This window comes from Vibrio lamellibrachiae, assembly GCF_050337265.1.
Taxonomy (GTDB): Bacteria; Pseudomonadota; Gammaproteobacteria; order Enterobacterales; family Vibrionaceae; genus Vibrio; species Vibrio kyushuensis.
Window position 1 is genome coordinate 59,300 of record NZ_JAKJSU010000008.1, and the last position, 18,058, is coordinate 77,357.

The 18,058-nt window shown below is 42.2% G+C and carries 14 protein-coding genes; 9 read left to right on the plus strand and 5 right to left on the minus strand.

What is annotated here, in order from left to right; all coding sequences use genetic code 11:
• Window positions 1-23 precede the first annotated feature (23 nt).
• Window positions 24-950, minus strand: a complete 927-nt coding sequence (locus tag L4C54_RS13570; protein ID WP_428808808.1) for a LysR family transcriptional regulator — start codon at window positions 948-950, stop codon at window positions 24-26.
• 113 nt (window positions 951-1,063) lie between these two features.
• On the opposite strand from L4C54_RS13570, the gene L4C54_RS13575 reads away from it, so the two are divergent.
• From L4C54_RS13575 to L4C54_RS13615, 9 genes are all read left to right on the plus strand, one after another.
• The gene (locus L4C54_RS13575) at window positions 1,064-2,167 is read left to right on the plus strand and encodes a DUF1214 domain-containing protein (protein WP_428808620.1); all 1,104 of its coding nucleotides are present in this window, start codon (window positions 1,064-1,066) and stop codon (window positions 2,165-2,167) included.
• Between the two features lie 134 nt (window positions 2,168-2,301).
• A complete protein-coding gene (locus tag L4C54_RS13580) occupies window positions 2,302-2,673 on the plus strand; it encodes a YacL family protein (protein ID WP_428808621.1) in 372 nt (123 codons plus the stop codon).
• Window positions 2,674-3,348: 675 nt separating this feature from the next.
• Window positions 3,349-4,308 (plus strand): TAXI family TRAP transporter solute-binding subunit, encoded by a 960-nt coding sequence (locus tag L4C54_RS13585; protein ID WP_428808622.1) that lies wholly within the window; start codon window positions 3,349-3,351, stop codon window positions 4,306-4,308.
• Window positions 4,309-4,407: 99 nt separating this feature from the next.
• Window positions 4,408-7,011, plus strand: coding sequence for a TRAP transporter permease (locus L4C54_RS13590; RefSeq protein ID WP_428808623.1), 2,604 nt, complete (start codon window positions 4,408-4,410; stop codon window positions 7,009-7,011).
• 229 nt (window positions 7,012-7,240) lie between these two features.
• Window positions 7,241-7,579: a P-II family nitrogen regulator gene (locus L4C54_RS13595; protein WP_428801143.1), complete on the plus strand. Its 339-nt coding sequence runs from the start codon at window positions 7,241-7,243 to the stop codon at window positions 7,577-7,579.
• Window positions 7,580-7,606: 27 nt separating this feature from the next.
• On the plus strand, window positions 7,607-8,836 hold the full coding sequence (locus L4C54_RS13600) for an ammonium transporter (RefSeq protein ID WP_428801142.1): 1,230 nt from the start codon (window positions 7,607-7,609) through the stop codon (window positions 8,834-8,836).
• Between the two features lie 284 nt (window positions 8,837-9,120).
• Entirely contained in the window at window positions 9,121-10,137 is a 1,017-nt protein-coding gene (locus tag L4C54_RS13605) for a Fe(3+) ABC transporter substrate-binding protein (RefSeq protein WP_428801141.1), read from the plus strand.
• 98 nt (window positions 10,138-10,235) lie between these two features.
• Window positions 10,236-11,861, plus strand: coding sequence for an ABC transporter permease (locus L4C54_RS13610; RefSeq protein WP_428801140.1), 1,626 nt, complete (start codon window positions 10,236-10,238; stop codon window positions 11,859-11,861).
• Window positions 11,861-12,889 carry an ABC transporter ATP-binding protein gene (locus L4C54_RS13615; RefSeq protein WP_428808624.1) on the plus strand — a complete coding sequence of 343 codons (1,029 nt, stop codon included), beginning with the start codon at window positions 11,861-11,863 and terminating at the stop codon, window positions 12,887-12,889. The genes L4C54_RS13610 and L4C54_RS13615 overlap by 1 nt, the downstream gene beginning before the upstream one ends.
• Window positions 12,890-12,927: 38 nt before the next feature.
• Here L4C54_RS13615 and L4C54_RS13620 read toward each other — a convergent pair whose 3' ends face one another.
• From L4C54_RS13620 to L4C54_RS13635, 4 genes are all read right to left on the minus strand, one after another.
• Complete coding sequence (locus L4C54_RS13620) at window positions 12,928-13,203, minus strand: ribbon-helix-helix domain-containing protein (protein WP_428801138.1); 276 nt, start codon at window positions 13,201-13,203, stop codon at window positions 12,928-12,930.
• A 70-nt stretch (window positions 13,204-13,273) separates the two neighbouring features.
• The gene (locus L4C54_RS13625; protein ID WP_428808625.1) at window positions 13,274-13,834 is read right to left on the minus strand and encodes a DJ-1/PfpI family protein; all 561 of its coding nucleotides are present in this window, start codon (window positions 13,832-13,834) and stop codon (window positions 13,274-13,276) included.
• A gap of 229 nt (window positions 13,835-14,063) precedes the next feature.
• Window positions 14,064-15,476 carry a phosphoglucomutase/phosphomannomutase family protein gene (locus tag L4C54_RS13630; protein WP_428808626.1) on the minus strand — a complete coding sequence of 471 codons (1,413 nt, stop codon included), beginning with the start codon at window positions 15,474-15,476 and terminating at the stop codon, window positions 14,064-14,066.
• An 87-nt stretch (window positions 15,477-15,563) separates the two neighbouring features.
• The gene (locus L4C54_RS13635; protein ID WP_428808627.1) at window positions 15,564-17,969 is read right to left on the minus strand and encodes a glycoside hydrolase family 94 protein; all 2,406 of its coding nucleotides are present in this window, start codon (window positions 17,967-17,969) and stop codon (window positions 15,564-15,566) included.
• Window positions 17,970-18,058 lie beyond the last annotated feature (89 nt).

The window sequence follows — 18,058 nt, forward strand, 5'->3', positions numbered from 1 at the left end:
GTTTAACTCTAGTCCTAGCACGCTTAGTTTAGTTTTTTAATCACGTTAGTAACCTCTTGGGCAACCCACCGAGTTAACTTTGCTCCTTCTGTTGGAGCTGAGTAATAAATTCCCATTTTATTGATCGGCACAATCTCTTGCTGCTCAATATCAATTAAAGTCAGCTCTTCAGGAAGAGCCACCGCAGCACTGCTATGGATTGGCATAATTCCATTACTGATCTTTAGCTTCTCATAACAAAGGGCAATTTGATCCGATTGAAAACTGACTTTGGTATTGTGCCCTGCATCTAGCAATATTCGCTCTATATGACTTTCTCGACTGGCGTAGCTAGGGAGAATTGCGACAACAATCGGAAAAGAAGCAATTTGATTTAATGTAGGAGTGAGCTGTGCAAGCGGGTGTGTTTTTCGAACACATAGTTTAAAGGTCACATCGCTGATTGGTTTTTGCGTGATCTCTTTCGATATATCAAGAGGGTAGTAGTTGATGGCAACGTGTATATGTTTATTGATCAAATCATCTTCAGTCTGCCAGCTCCAATTGACAATTTTTAACGTAGCGTTAGGGACTTTTTCATGGAAATGCTTGAGGATCTCGGTGCTAAAGGGTTTATAGAAAGTAGGGCTGATCGCTAGGCAAATAACGCCATCATAATCATGTTCGAAGCTATCAAGTTTCTCATCTAGCAGTCCTGAAATAGAATCAATGATACGTGGAAGCTGAACCAGTAATCGCTCACAGTATTCAGTGGGTTCGATCCCTCTTTTATGGCGAATAAAGAGTTCGTCATCAAATTGTTCACGCAGTTTCTTTAGCCCCTTACTGATGGCTGACTGAGTCACAAACATTCGCTCGGCAGCTTTACGACTATTACGCTCTTCACCAAGAATTTTCAAAAGTAACAACAGGTTAAAGTCCATCTTAAATAGACGTCTTTCATCAATCATAGTCACAATACTATTCCAAATTGGAAAGTTACCCTGTCTAAAAGGTCACTTTTCATTCCATTTGGTTAGTATACATTGGCGGTGTTTATTTAATCCAATACTTAAGTGAGTTCATGATGAAGAAAACATTAATCGCGACACTAGCGGCATTACCTTTGATGACGGTAGCTGATGCACAGGTTCCATTACTAGGTGATAATATCCCAGTGATCAATAGCGAAAGTTGGAGTGTTGACCCAGTGAAAAAGTGGGGCGTATCAGCCATCGAGTATATTCATATGGAGCACCAATTTTTTGCCAACTTATTCCAGTCTCAAGTCGGCATTAATACTTTCTTCCATTTTCAAGACTTTACGACGAAGGATATGGTTTGGGTTGTATCACCGAATCAAGACACTCTCTATTCAATGGCCGTTGTCGATGCTCGTCATGATTTTACGGTAACCTTACCTGACGTTAGCGATCGATTTATATCGTTACAGGTTCAAGATTTTAATCATGTTTTTGTCGCGTATGAGAACGGTGGCGGTGAGTACCATTTTAAATCAGAAGATATTGATACGGACTATGTACTTGTTGGCATTCGTACTGGTACTGATGCAACAGTTGAAGATGCGGCATTTATAGCTGCTGACCTTCAGCCAGAGATGAAAATTGAAACGGACGGACAGCCCGACCTACACATTGTGCCTGTGAATTCTGAACTCATGCTAACCATGCGTGGTGAGTTTATTGAGCAGTTTCAGAAGCTAGATACTCCTTTTGGTTGGGTAGAGTATTCTCAAGACGATGTACCGAATTGGGAGAATAAGGTGTATGTTGTAGCAAACTCGTTTGGTTTGTCACACCATACAGCTGCAATGTATACCAATGGTTTCCCAGAAGCGAAAGGGGGCGATTGCTACTACGGCAAGTTTGCTCCTGTCCCATACAGCGACTTTTCTTCGGTAACGGTCTATGGCCACGATCGTTACTTGATGACCAATTATAGAGAAGCGCCTAACGCCATTGGTACTGAACATAAAGAATTTATTGCGTTAGAGGACGGTTCATTTGAAATCATGTTTGGTGCTGAAGAGTGTCGAGTTAATGGAATGAATTACATCAATACCCCTGAGGATAACTGGCACTTCATGGTTCGAGCGTACGGGCCGGATGTTGATGCGATGGAAGTTTATCAAGTACCTGAGCTTAAAAAGGTAGTGGCGAACAAGTAAATCACTGTTTTTAACTTGGTCGTTTAAGAGCTGTGCCTATTTGGTGCAGCTTTTGTTTTTCTAGTAACTAGTCGGCATCTATAAATGACTATATAATCCGCCTTCACTTCTTAACCGTCTCATTTGGAACCATTATGGAATTTGAATTTACACGTAACACCTTAATGGGCGAGTACTATGTTAAATGCAGCATGGGGCATGAAATCGTTGGTCGCTGGCTGCAAGATGAGATAGGCAAACATCGAGATAATCTTACTAAGGTCGAACAGTTAATTGCTCAATCGCAAGCGGAACCCGCTAAAGAGCATACATTACTGGGGAGCGAAATTTCGTTGGTAATTTTATCTGACGAAGTCACCATTCAAGAAAACGTCTTAAGCCATGGAGATGAACTTGAAGAGGGAAGCGAATTTCATTTTTATAACTGCGAAAGTACTGCCGGTTGTGGTATTGATGATTTTGAACTTCTTATCGAGCGTTGGATTGAATTTTTAGGGTATAGATAGACTAAATATAAGCGGCAAGTTAATAAGGATATTACTTGTCTAAACTTGAACTTCCCCTTTGTCATCTAGCTAATTTATTTCCATGATAACCCGCTTTATCGACTAAATATCACGTTACTATTAATTCATACCATGTGAATTACTTATCTAAATTTCAATCCTTAAAATTACATTGAAAACACTTATGGATATATTCTTATTTAAGTTTATTAAACATCCTTAAAATGTAATGAAAACCTGTTATTAATCTCTGGCAATTATTAATACTGCTAGTGGATGCAGTATAAAGTGTAATGAATTCACATGACGAATAATACCTGCTAACCAATTGTCACTAAAGAGGGTCTTGACTCATATGTTGATCGTCAGTAAGTTTATGGTTTTACTGTTATAAATACAAATAACAAATGGGTTTGAATTTATATTTATAATTGTTTCGTGATAGTTGTCACGCTGTTTCAATTTGAAACAAAATGGTAAAAAACAGGTGTTGGTGAGAAAAAACTCTTTATATATTGAGAGATTGAAAGATAAGTAGGAATTAAATTCGGATTTGTCATGCTTGTAATATATAAAACCATCGCTAACATGGCGTTCACAAGTTACGGATAGCTATAACTCATTTGTATATGGTTGAACTTGGGTTAATTAATGTCATAAATAAAAGGAAATATAATGAACAAGAAATCATTAATATCAGCAGTATTTACAGTGGCACTTGCTGCTCCCCTTGCTCAAGCACAAGACTTTCTAACAATCGGTACTGGTGGCGTAACTGGTGTTTATTATCCAGCGGGCGGTGGTATTTGCCGACTAATAAATCAAGATCGTGATACACACGGTCTGCGTTGTAATGTTGAAAGTACAGGCGGCTCTGTATACAACCTAAATACCATTCGTGCTGGCGAGCTCGATCTTGGTGTTGCGCAATCTGATCAACAGTTTAATGCGTACAACGGTGAAGGTGCTTTTGCTAATGCTGGAAAGTATGAAGATTTGAGAAGTGTTTTCTCTATTTATACTGAAGCATTCACGGTTGTTGCTCGTAAAGATGCCAATATCCAGACCTTTGATGACCTTAAAGGAAAGCGTGTCAATATCGGTGAACCGGGTTCTGGTCAACGTGCGACTATGGAAGTACTTATGGATGCAAAAGGATGGGATCGTAGTGATTTCCGTTTAGCGTCTGAACTGAAAGCTGCTGAGCAAGCACAAGCGTTGTGTGATAACAAAATTGACGTAATGGTTTACTTTGTTGGTCACCCTAATGGTGCAATCCAAGAAGCGACAACGTCATGTGACACAAACCTAGTTAGCGTCAACGATGACGTAATTAAGGGTCTAATAGAAAAAACACCTTACTACGTTGCGTATGATGTACCTGCTGGAATGTATCGTGGTAACGAAGCGTCTGTAACGACATTAGGTGCTAAAGCGACAGTGGTTGCGAGCGCAAAAACAAACGACGAGACTGTTTACCACACAGTTAAAGCTGTTTTTGAAAATCTAGACACGTTCCGTCGTCTGCACCCTGGCTTCGCTGCAATTCAAGCAGAAGAAATGCTAGAAGGTAATACAGCACCTCTACATGATGGTGCTGCTAAGTACTTTAAAGAAGCGGGTTTAATTCTTTAATTACTGAATAAGCAGCACTTAGGTGCTGCTTTATTTATCCCTCCCATTTAATAAGTTAACCCATTGGCAAAGGTGACTTCCTCTTAAAGAAGCAGTGTTATGCAAAGTAATCAGACATCTCAGCAATTACAAGAATTGGCAGCGAATGCCGATTCAGGGGCACGTCAGCCATTAGGGTTAAGCGGTAAGCTTATCTCGGTGGTCGCTCTGACTTGGGCACTATTTCAATTATGGTATGCCTCACCACTCCCGTTTATCCTAAATTTTGGCATTATTAACGATTCTCAAGCGAGAGTAATTCATCTCTCATTTGCTATTTTCTTATCTTTTACAGCGTTCCCCGCACTAAAAAGCTCACCTCGAAATAGAGTGCCACTACAAGACTGGGCACTGGGCTTATTAGGCGCAGCATGTGCAATGTACCTTTTTGTTTTCTATCAGCAACTATCAACTCGCCCAGGTGCACCTATCACTATGGACATAGTGGCTGCGGTACTAGGGGTAATGTTATTGCTAGAAGCGACTCGCCGATCTTTAGGTCCACCTTTGATGATTGTCGCGGGCGTTTTTCTGTTTTATATTTTTGCTGGCTCAATGATGCCAGAAGTTATTTCACACCGTGGCGCGTCGTTAGCTAAAGCCGCGAGTCATTTATGGATCACTTCCGAAGGTGTGTTTGGTATTGCGCTTGGCGTATCTACCAGTTTTGTCTTTCTATTTGTTCTATTCGGTGCTCTGTTAGAAAAAGCGGGCGCGGGTAACTACTTTATTAAGGTGGCGTTTGCGCTACTAGGTCACATGCGTGGCGGGCCAGCAAAAGCAGCGGTTTTAGCATCAGGGATGACCGGTATTATTTCAGGTTCATCCATTGCTAACGTTGTTACAACGGGTACGTTTACTATTCCGCTAATGAAGCGTATGGGCTTACCTGCATCTAAAGCGGGTGCGGTTGAGGTTGCTTCATCTTGTTACGGGCAGATCATGCCACCAATAATGGGAGCGGCCGCTTTCTTAATGGTGGAGTATGTGGGAATTCCATACGTTGAGGTAATTAAGCATGCCTTTGTTCCAGCAATAGCTGCTTACCTTACGTTCCTATACATCATGCACTTAGAGGCGTTAAAAGCGAATCTAGAAGGTATTAAACGAGCAAAAGAGCCTGCACCTTGGAAGGTTCGTTTACTACGCTCAGGGATCACGCTATCAAGCCTGCTCATTTTGGCTGGCGTGGTGTACTTTGGCCTTCAATTTATCCAATCAGCGTTAGGAAGTATGGCGGTATTTGTTGTCTCAATTTTAGTCTTGGCAGCTTATATTGGCTTGGTGGCTCATAGTGCGAAATACCCAGATTTGGAAGTCGATGATCCAAGTCAACCCGTAGTGTCACTTCCTGAGTTAGGCCCAACGGTTAAGTCTGGTTTGCACTTTCTGCTACCTGTCGTGACCTTAGTATGGTGCTTGATGGTAGAGCAATTGTCTCCTGGCCTATCTGCCTTTTATGCGACCGCATTTATGATCTTTATCTTGCTGACGCAAAAGCCGTTGTTCTCTTTTTTCAGAAAGAGTAACGACTACGCAGATGCCTTTAAAGCAGGTGCTCACGATCTAAAAAGTGGTTTAGAAACCGGTGCACGCAACATGATCGGTATAGGTGTTGCGACGGCAGCTGCGGGTATTGTTGTGGGGGCGGTAACGCTTACAGGCCTTGGCCCTGTGATGACTGAACTTGTAGAAATACTCTCGGGCGGAAGTCTTGTTGTCATGCTGGTTTTGATTGCAGTGATCAGTCTGATACTAGGTTTAGGCTTACCGACGACCGCGAACTACATTGTGGTATCTAGCTTGATGGCGCCAGTGGTTATTACCTTAGGCGCGCAGCACGGTGTCATTGTACCGTTGATTGCTGTTCACTTGTTTGTATTTTACTTTGGTATTATGGCTGATATTACGCCACCTGTTGGTCTAGCTGCCTTTGCTGCTTCTGCAATATCAAAAGCAGATCCGATCAAAACAGGTATTCAAGCCTTTAAGTACGCGATGCTGACCGCTGTTCTGCCCTTCATGTTTATTTTCAATACCGATATTATTTTGGTAGGAATAGACAGTTTCTGGCACGCTGCGTTCATTTTCTTAACAACACTCATCGCCATGTGCTTCTTTGCGGCAGCTATGCAAGGCTACTTCTTCGCACGTAATACTCGCGTTGAAGCCTTACTGCTTATCGTCGCTGCATTCTCTTTAGCTCGTCCTGACTTCTGGCAAAACCGTTATGCGCCAGAGTTTGTCGATCAACCTGCAAACGAGATTGCTCAAGTTATCGAGAGATTGGATGATAATCAGAGTTTAAGACTGCACATTAGTGCCACCACGTTTAGAGGTGAAGAGAAACAGCGAGTTGTGGTGTTAGATATTCCTTCAGAAGGAACAGGCACGCAACGCCTTGATGGAACTGGCTTAATGCTGAAGGAAAATGACAAAGGTCAAACCGTCATTGATATGGTTGGATGGGGAAGTATTGCAGAAAAAGCCGGACTGGACTTTGATGAGATTATCCTCGCTGTTCAAGAACCAAATCAACGTTTTGCTAAGCAATTGGTCTACATTCCGGCATTACTACTGGCTCTGTTAGTATACCGAATGCAAACAAGGCGTAGCAGTACGCGTGACTTGACTCAAAGTGAGCCTGAAAAGTCGGGCGCATGAACAACGATATAGAATAATGCGCTAATAACTGGTCACCTGCACCGTCATGGTGAAGAGAGATGTTAATGCATTGTTATAGTGAAAAAGGCGCACCAATATGGTGCGTCTTTTTTGTTTTATAAAATAAAAATTTATCTAAATCATTTTAAAACAATGAGTTAAAGAGTTGGCACGTACCTTGGATTATAGAAAGCAACAGTTAAAGGATTAATGACCTAGAGAGGGTACGATGAAACTAATTAACGCCATAATCAAACCATTTAAACTCGACGATGTACGTGAAGCTCTTGCTGATGCGGGTATCGAAGGGATGACAGTATCTGAAGTGAAAGGCTTTGGTCGTCAAAAAGGACATACCGAATTATACCGTGGTGCAGAGTACCAAGTTGATTTCCTACCGAAAGTAAAACTTGAAATTGCAACTCAAGCAGAAAATGTAGATCGCGTTGTAGAAGCGATTACCAAAGCTGCGCAAACCGGAAAAATTGGTGACGGTAAGATTTTTGTGTATGACCTTAGCCAAGCGGTTCGTATCCGTACTGGTGAAATGGACGTTGAAGCACTTTAAAGATTCTAAGGATTGGAGAGTAATATTATGGAATTATTAACAACAGTAACGGAACTACGTTACGCACTAGACACTTTTTTCTTCCTCATTTCAGGTGCGTTGGTTATGTGGATGGCAGCCGGATTTGCCATGCTAGAAGCTGGTTTAGTTCGTTCAAAAAATACCACTGAAATCTTAACTAAAAATATCTGTTTGTATGCGATTGCTTGTACAACATTCCTACTGGTTGGCTACAACATCATGTATGTTGATAATAACGCTGGTGGCTACTTACCGTCATTTGGCGCATTAATAGGTACACAAGGCGAAGGTGCGGATCACTCTTTAGAGTCTGACTTCTTCTTCCAAGTCGTATTTGTTGCTACAGCAATGTCAGTAGTTTCAGGCGCGGTTGCTGAACGTATGAAACTTTGGTCTTTCCTAGTGTTCTCTGTTGTTCTAACAGCGTTTATCTATCCAATGGAAGGTTACTGGACTTGGGGCGGTGGTTTCCTATCTGAAGCTGGATTTAGTGACTTTGCTGGCTCTGGTATCGTTCACATGGCAGGTGCTGCAGCGGCTCTAGCAGGTGTACTACTACTTGGTGCTCGTAAAGGTAAGTACGGTAAGAAAGGCGAAATATACCCAATTCAAGGCTCTAACTTACCGCTAGCAACGTTAGGTACATTTATTCTATGGTTTGGTTGGTTCGGCTTTAACGGCGGCTCACAGTTAATGCTTTCTGATTTTGAAAATGCAACAGCGGTAGGTCAAATCTTCCTAAACACCAATGCTGCAGCCGCAGCCGGTGCAATCGCAGCGCTACTTGTATGTAAAACAACATGGGGCAAAGCGGACCTAACTATGATTCTTAATGGTGCATTAGCTGGTCTTGTTGCAATCACTGCAGACCCTCTATCACCGTCACCACTTTACTCAGTAGCGATTGGTTGTGCATCTGGTGCGCTAGTTGTGTTTAGCATCATTGCTCTAGATAAACTGAAAATCGATGATCCAGTAGGCGCTATCTCAGTACACGGTGTATGTGGCTTCTTTGGTCTAATGGTTGTGCCGCTAAGTAATGGTGATGCAACGTTTGGTGCTCAACTACTTGGCGCAGCGGTTATCTTCGCATGGGTATTTGGTGCAAGCCTTGTGGTATGGGGTGTAATAAAAGCAACCATGGGTATTCGAGTTACTGAAGACGAAGAGCAAGAAGGTATGGACATGCATGATTGTGGTGTTGGTGCTTACCCTGAGTTTGTTACGGTAAAATAAGCACCTCAAGCTTTTTATCTAGATGGTTAAAACATTAGATAAATAGAGATGGTTAACTAGAAAAACCTGTCACTTGTTGGCAGGTTTTTTTATTGGGAATAAAACAAGTATTTGGAAATTTTATGATAATTGCTTAATTCATATAATATTTTGTTACAAAGTGATGGGGGAAAACTTCCCAAAAATGTCGGTTTTTTTTGACTAAGATTATTGTAATTAAAAGTTTCATGAATATAATAATGCAACTGATAAACATTATCATTACGATGTAAAGGATTAAACTGATGAAAAAACTGCTAACTCTTTCTGCACTTGCATGCAGCGCTCTAGTTCCAACAGCAATGGCTTTTGCTGAAGAAGTAAACGTCTACTCTTACCGTCAACCATTCTTGGTTGAACCAATGTTTAATGAGTTTACTAAAGAGACTGGTATTAAAGTAAATGTGAAGTTTGCTAAGAAAGGCCTTGCAGAGACTCTAGCTCGTGAAGGCGATTTAAGCCCTGCTGATGTTATTTTAACAGTCGATATCAGCCGCCTTGCTGAACTGACCAAGAAAGACTTAGTACAAGAAGTTGATAGCCCAGTTTTAGAATCAAATATTCCAGCTCAGTACCAAGACACAGATAATGAGTGGTTTGCACTGACTACTCGTACACGTTCTGTCTACTCATCACGTGACCGTGTTGGTCGTCTAGGTGATGATTTTACATACGCAGACCTAGCTAAGCCTGAGTTTAAAGGCAAGATTTGTACTCGTAGTGGTAAGCACCCTTACAACGTTTCTCTTGTTTCTTCTATGATTGCTCACCACGGTGAAGCAGAAACGAAAGAGTGGCTAGAAGGCGTTAAATCAAACCTAGCACGTAAGCCTCAAGGTAATGACCGTGCACAAGTTAAAGCAATTAAAGAAGGTCTATGTGATGTTGCTTTAGGTAACAGCTACTACCTTGGTAAAATGGTTAACGATAAAGAGCAAAAAGCTTGGGCTGATGCGGTTTACATTAACTTCCCGAACCAAAATGCTGAAGGTACTCATGTAAATATCTCTGGTATGGCAATGGCTAAGTACTCTCCAAATAAAGAGAATGCTCAGAAGTTGATGGAGTTTTTAAGTAATGATACTGCGCAAGGTATGTATGCTGAAGTAAACTATGAGTACCCAGTAAAAGCAGAAGTTAAGCCTTCAGAGCTTGTAGCTTCTTGGGGTGAATTTAAGTCAGATGCTGTTTCTTTAGACGATATTGCATCTTATCACTCAGCGGCAATTCGACTTCTTGATGAAGTGAAATTTGACCTTTGATGAGGAGTAGGGGTATAAAGTACCCCTGTTTTTCAAAAGGATATGAGATGTATTTGCAATCGCGTTTATGTTTCATACAGCCTTATTGTAGTTAGGCGATGAACGAAAAAAATTATATATGGAAAACCAGTAGTGCAAGCCTAGCTTTGCTGCTGGTTTTGCCGATCTTAGCTATCTTCTATACCTCAATGGGTGACACCGATGAGGTTTTTTCACATCTGATGTCCACCGTTATGCCAACGTATGTCTACAATACGGTTGTATTGACGGTTGGTGTTATGGTTCTCTCTTTAGTGCTTGGTATCCCAAGTGCTTGGTTTATGGCAATGTGCCGGCTGCCTAGTGAAAAAATTCTTCAATGGGCATTGGTGCTTCCCTTAGCAATGCCGGGTTATATCATTGGCTATATCTTCACTGACTGGTTCGATTTTGCAGGGCCAATTCAAATTCTTCTGCGTGATATGACAGGTTGGGGGCCTGGTGAATACTGGTTCCCTGATATTCGCACCTTAACCGGCGCGACTATTGTCTTGTCGCTGGTGTTGTATCCTTATGTTTATCTTCTTTGCCGCGCTGCATTCATGGAGCAGAACGTCTCGCTGCTACAGTCAGCAAGACTTTTAAAGTGTACCCCTTGGGAGAGTTTTAAACGTATCTCTTTACCGCTTGTGCGTCCTTCTATGGCAGTTGGCCTATCACTTGTGGCTATGGAAACGATTGGTGACTTTGGTACAGTGAGTTACTTCGCCGTAAGCACATTAACAACCGCCGTCTATGACACTTGGCTGGGCTACTCAAACCTCAATGCGGCGGCCAAAATATCCGCCATGATGTTGATGATCGTTATCTTATTGCTCAGTGCAGAACGATATAGCCGTCGAAAACAAAAACTATTTCAAAATCAATTTAGTAGCCGTGAAGATTTTCGCTACCGCTTAACTGGTTGGAAGAAGTGGGCGGCACTCACTTGGTGTTGGGGAATTGTTTCTATTGCCTTTATTTTGCCTTTAATGCAACTCTGTATTTATGCTTATAAGTACTTTGAACAGAGTTGGACGGCAGAGTTTAGAGAATATGCTATCAACAGTTTACAGGTCTCGACGATCGCCGCTATTGTCGGCGTATTTATAGCGCTTGTTGTTAACTTCAATCATCGTGTTAGCCCTAGTCATCGTAGTTTGGCATACATGAGACTCTCTTCAATGGGCTACGCTGTACCGGGAACAGTATTAGCGATTGGTGTGTTAGTTCCGGTGATCTTTATGGATCACTTTGTCAACGACATTGCTAGGTTTATGGAGTGGAATCGCCCTGGACTGGTTTTCTCAGGTTCAATGTTTGCGCTTATTGTTGCTCTAGTTGTCCGCTTCTCGGCAGTTGCTATTGGTAGTATTGAAAGTAGCCTAAGTAAAATACCGCCATCGTTAGATATGGCAGCACGAACAATGGGGTGCAATACCAATAAAATGCTTTGGCGAGTCCATTTCCCATTGATCCGTCGTGGTTCATTGATTGCTGGTTTATTGGTGTTTATCGAATCGATGAAAGAGCTTAACGCTGCACTATTATTAAGACCGTTTAACTTTGAAACTTTAGCAACGTATGTTTTTAATTTTGCATCAGATGAGCATTTGGAATTAGCAGCTATGCCTGCTGTATTATTAGTTTTAGTGGGATTAATTCCGCTTATTATTGTTAACCGTTCTTTGGAGAAAACCCACTGATGAGTTGTGCTCTTTCTATTCAAAACTTAACGTGTAAGTACGAAACTCAAACGGTGCTCGAACAGTTATCTTTGGAAGTAAACCACGGCGAGATTGTGTGCTTGCTAGGAGCCAGTGGTTGCGGAAAAACGACGTTACTAAAAGCCGTTGCAGGATTATTGCCATTGAGTTCAGGTGTAATGAGCCTTAATTGCATGACCATCGATGATGGTGAGAACTGGTTGCCACCAGAGCAGCGTAATATTGGTATGATCTTTCAAGATTACGCCTTGTTTCCTCACTTAACTGTGAAAGAGAATATTGCATTTGGCTTAAGAAAGGCGAGCAAAGAAGAAAAAGAAAGCAAGGTCCAAGAGATGTTGGAACTTGTTCATCTCACTGACTTTGGTGACCGCTTTCCTCATCAACTTTCTGGCGGCCAACAGCAACGGGTTGCCATTGCGCGCACGCTAGCTTACAAGCCTGATCTATTGCTACTTGATGAACCGTTTTCAAATATTGATACTCAAGTACGTCATGAATTGATTGCTGAGATCAGACGGATTTTCAAATCTCAAGGTGTTACTGCTATCTTTGTTACTCACAGCCGAGAAGAGGCGTTTGCCTTTTCAGACAAAATGGCCGTAATGAATCATGGTGTTATTGAGCAATATGGTACGGCATCTGAGCTTTACTACCATCCATCAAGTAAGTTCGTTGCAGATTTTTTAGGTGGTGGAAGTTACTTACCTGCGACTCGTGTTTCTGAGTATAAGTTTGAAACAGTGCTAGGCACAGTCGAAGCAATTGCCAAAAATGCTATTGAAGTGAATCAAGATTGTGAGTTATTGCTTCGTCCGCAACATATACAAATTGAAGCGGCTCAAGAGAGTGATACCCGCATACAAGAGCAGCATTTTATGGGGGACCATTGTCGTTACGTTATTAAGGTGAATGGCAATAAATTAACTGCGAGCTCATCTCAAGCTTTATCTATTGGGCAAACCGTCAGGGTTAACGTTGACGAACAAGGTATCTTGGCGTTTTAACGAATTGGCTTATACAGGATACAAAAACGAGTCCTCACTTACACATTAATTCTCTTACCTCCATTTAAGTAAGTGGTACAGGCAACACGCAACAAAGAGGTGAAGTTACCTAGTTCACCTCTTCGTTGAATGACTTCGTTGTAGATGCGAGTTAGAAACTCTGCAACGGAGATATGAGACTCAGCTGAAATATCTTCAATAATTTTCCAAAATACCGCTTCAAGCCGGATACTGGTGACAACCCCATCGATTCGTACTGAACGTGTTTTCAGTTCAAAAAGTTTATCTTCTGCACCCGAATATATCTCACACATGGTTCACTCCATTGACAACCTTATGACGTCAGCTTAGTGCTTTTTTCTAATAACTCACTACGTCTTTAGTCTAAAGAAGTGATTGGTTTAATTGTGCTAACCAACTTGGGTGAGCAGGCCATGCGGGTGCTGTAATGAAAATTCCATCAGTGATGGCCTCATCCATTGGTAATTCAGCGTAGCGAGCACCCGCTAACTTAATCTCCGGCGCACAAGCGGGGTAGGCCGAAATAGAATGTCCTTCAATAATATTGGCAGCCGCGAGCAATTGTGCCCCATGGCAAACAGCAGCTATTGGTTTCTTCTGCTCAGCAAAGGCTTGTACCAGTGATATGACCTGAGAATTTAATCTTAAGTATTCAGGGGCTCTTCCTCCTGGAATGACAAGTGCGTCATACTCAGCCGATGATATATCAGAGAAGTTTGCATTGAGAGTAAACAGATGACCGGGCTTTTCTGTGTATGTTTGATCGCCTTCGAAATCATGAATCGCGGTTTTTATGGTGTCGCCCTTTTGCTTCTCGGGGCACACGACACTGACGCTGTGTCCAACCATGCCGAGCGCTTGGAAAGGGACCATCAATTCGTAATCTTCGACAAAATCACCAGCAAGAATGAGTATACGTGCCATATTTTAATTTCCATTTAGGGTAAGCGAGAAACTAAGTTAACAATTCGTTTACACCTAGTGGTAGTAGTCGGTTACTACAGCCTGCGTATCAATTAGGTTTTATTCGTGGGCACAAAAAAGCCCGGCTTTCGCCGGGCAAGTGTTCTCCACCTATAGGGTGCTCAAATTGAGCGTGAAGTTCGGTAATCACTGTCTTGCTTGATCTTAAAAGAGCTATATCTTTTAAGACTTAAAGAGACAAGAAGCTTTTTACCTGTTGAAGAACACGTTCGGCAGTGTCTTTGTCTTGCATCTCTGCAAAAATTCTTAATAGAGGCTCAGTACCTGAGAAGCGAGCTATCACCCAGCCGCCATTCTTAAAATATACTTTAGCACCATCGTCGTAGCTCACTTTCTCTATCTCGTATTCAAATTCTGGCAGTTGTTTTTCAACGTAGATCTTGTTGTATAGCGCCTCTTTTTGAGCGGGTTTGAAAGTACAGTCCCCTTCGGCGGTATAGGCATACCCGTATTTAGCGTAGATTTCATCTAACATTTCAGATAATTTTTTGCCTGTTACTGAAATCATCTCAACCAGTAAGCTAGACGCAAATACACCATCTTTACCTAAGATGTGACCACGAATAGTAAGCCCTCCTGAGCTTTCACCACCAATAAGCGAATCATCAGCTTCCATTTGTGAGCTAATATGCTTAAAGCCTACAGGAACCTCAAAGCTCTTTTCACCATGGTCGGCAGCGACTTTATCAAGAATATGTGTGGTTGCGATATTACGGACAACAGAGCCTTTCCAGCCCTTGTACTCAAGCAAGTAGTAGTAAAGCAGGATAAGCACTTCATTTGGATGTATGAAGTTACCTTTTTCATCGATGATGCCGAGTCTATCTGCATCACCATCGGTGCCAATACCGATGTCATAACCTTCCGCGGCAACTAAGTGCTTTAAACGGTATAGCGTTGATGCATTCGGTGATGGCATCAACCCGCCAAAGTCAGGGTTTTTTCCATCATTAATTACATCAACATCACAGCGACCATTGATCAGTACTGTTTGCAGAGCGTTTTTAGCCACGCCAAACATCGGGTCAATCAACACTCTAAGGTTGGCTTTTTTAATTGCTTCGATATCGATAAAGTTAATGATTGAATCAACAAAGGCGTTCATCGGGTTAATGATGACAACTGATTTATCATTTAGAGCTTGTTCAAAATCAACCGATTTAACATCAGAAGCCGTCAGCTGATTGATTTGTACTTCTACTTTTTCAGTAATAATTTCATCTGCATCGCGACCACCTTCGATAAAGATCTTGATGCCGTTGTAATCTGCTGGGTTATGAGAAGCGGTAATACACGCTGAATAAGCACATCCCATCTCTTTTGCTTGGAACATAACGATAGGGGTAGGAACAAACTTATCGATAAAGCTCACAGGAATATTGTTGGCTGCTAAAACTTCAGCAAACCAACGGCTCGCTTTATCAGAGAGAAAGCGGCGGTCATAACCGACAATGAATCCTTTCTCAGCAACGTTTTCGTTATTGATGATGTTGGAAAGTGCTTGAGCGACAAGACGAACGTTATCTTTGGTAAACTCTTCGCCAATAAAAGCGCGCCAGCCACCGGTACCAAATTTGATCATAATTAAATCCTTTTAGCCACTTGATCTATCAGCCCCTAAATAGGTTTAGAGGCTGACTTTAAGTAGCAACTAGAGTTGGTCAGTTGATTAACCTAGAGTGACAATAACTTCGTTAACGCTGCCGTCTTGCTGTATTGGAAGAGCGCCTTCAATAGGCTGGCCGTTTAGTGTCATAGACTTAACCCCTTTGCTCACAGAGTTTGGGTTCTCAACTTTAATGTTGTACGTCGCACCACGCCATTGACGCGTCACTTCAAAGCCAGGCCAGTCAGTTGGAATGCATGGATCAACGGTTAAACCTTCATAACCCACTCGAACGCCAAGAATAAAGTTCGTTACCGCAAAGTAAGCCCAACCTGATGTCCCCGTTAACCATGGGTGGTTTGCACGGCCATGATCTTGGTGATCACGACCCATGATGAATTGAACGTAAGAGTATGGTTCAGCAATACGCTTATCAATCATGTCGTTCTGGTTGTATGGGTTAAGCGCATCATAGAACTTCATCGCACGGTCACCACGGCCAAGTTTTGCTTCAGCAACCCAAGCCCAAGGGTTAGGGTGAGAGAAGATCGCGCCGTTTTCTTTAACGCCTTGATAAACGCGTGTTACAAAACCAATGTCATCATTTGGCGTTGCAAATGACGGAGCATTTAGGTGTAAGCCATATTCTGAGTAAAGGTTTTCATCAACCGCATCCATCGCTTTTTCACCGCGCTCTTGAGATACAGCGCCAGATAGAACAGCCAATGTGTTTGATTCAAGGTGGATACGACCTTCAGTTTGTTGTGCCGTACCAATTTTGTCGCCGTCTTTAGTTAGACCACGGATATACCAACCACCTTCATCATCCCAAAGGTGTGTTTCACACGCTTCACGAACGTTAGCTGCCATTTCGGTATATTTTGCAATATCAGCGTCGTTACCGCGGTACTTGGCTAGATCAAGGAACTCTTGAAGTGCCCAGAAATGCAGGAATGAAACCATTGATGATTCGCCACCACCAAGGTTTAGACAGTCGTTCCAGTCGGCACGTAGACCTTTACAGATACCCGTTTGACCAACATATTCTGCAGAGAAATCTAGGGCAGCTTTCATGTGTTCGTAAACACTCGCTTCGCCGCCGTCAGCGTATGGGATCACTTCATCAAAGAAGCTGTGCTCGCCAGTTTCCATCACATATTTACAGATGGTAGGGACAATCCAAAGGTGATCATCAGAACAGGTATCATCAATACCGTGGATCTTGTCATCATCAGATGGAGTCGGAACGACAGTTGGAGATTTAGATGGCACGACATCTGCTTTTTCTGGATCAAACCAATCAGGATCAAATAGGTGTAAACCGTAGCCCGCTTTTACTTGACCACGTAGAAGATCAACAAGACGTTTGCGGGTCATCTCTGGGTTAGCGTGTGGTACTGAAATCGCATCTTGCGCAGTATCGCGGTAGCCAAGGCCAGTACGACCGCCCACTTCAATGAAGGATGCAAAGCGCGACCAGACAACACAGGTTTCTGCTTGGTATAGAGTCCAAGCATTGATCATGGTATCTAGACCTTCATTTGGTGATTTAACTTGGAATTTGTCACAACGCTCATTCCAGTGATCTTTAATGCCAGCAAATGCAGCATCAACATTGGCTAAGTCTTGGTACTTGGTACGTAGACGGTCGCCGTTGCCTTTACCAATACCTAATATGTAAGCAAAACGAACTTCTTCACCTGGCTGAATAGTAAATTGCTTATGCAGAGAACCACAGTGGTTATAACAAGTTTGCGCGCTGTTTGAACATTGGCCTTTCTCAACGGCAATCGGGTTTGCTTCATCACGGTATAGACCTAAGAAGCTGTCACGTTGACCATCATATGAATCTGGGTCAAACGTAGATGCTAGGTAGTAGAAGCCTTCAAAGTCGTCAGTGTTGTAGTAAAGGTCATATTCAAGAACGCCATCTTTGTACTCAGTACCAGCAGAGTAAAGTGACATCTGGTGGTTTTGGTTATCTGATTGAATATGGCTGAAAGAGAACTCAACAAATGAGAAGGCACTGATAGTACGTGGTTTATCTGATGTGTTCTTAATGACTACATCCCAAACTTCTGCATCTTCGCCTTTTGGAACAAACAGAGTTTTTTCAGCAGTAATACCGTTGTATTCACATTTGAACTTAGAGTAAGAAAGACCGTGTCGAACTTCGTAGTTCGCTTCATCTAAGCTTTTAGCAACTGGCTGCCATGAAATTGACCAATAATCGCCCGTCTCATCATCGCGCAGATAAACGTAGTGTCCTGGGCGATCAAACGATGCATTTGGTCTGAATTTAGTGACGCGATTATATTCTGGTGAGTTGTAGAATGAGTAACCACCGGCATTGTGGGAGATTACTGTACAGAATTTTTCAGTACCTAGGTAGTTAGTCCAAGGTGCTGGAACGTCAGGGCGAGTAATGACGTATTCACGATTCTCATTATCGAAATAGCCGTATTTCATGGTTCTATCCTTTTATATAAGCTGCTAATCCAACAGCTAAATTTAATGCTAGTGAAATTAGCTAAGTGCTGCTGCAACACTTAGCTTTA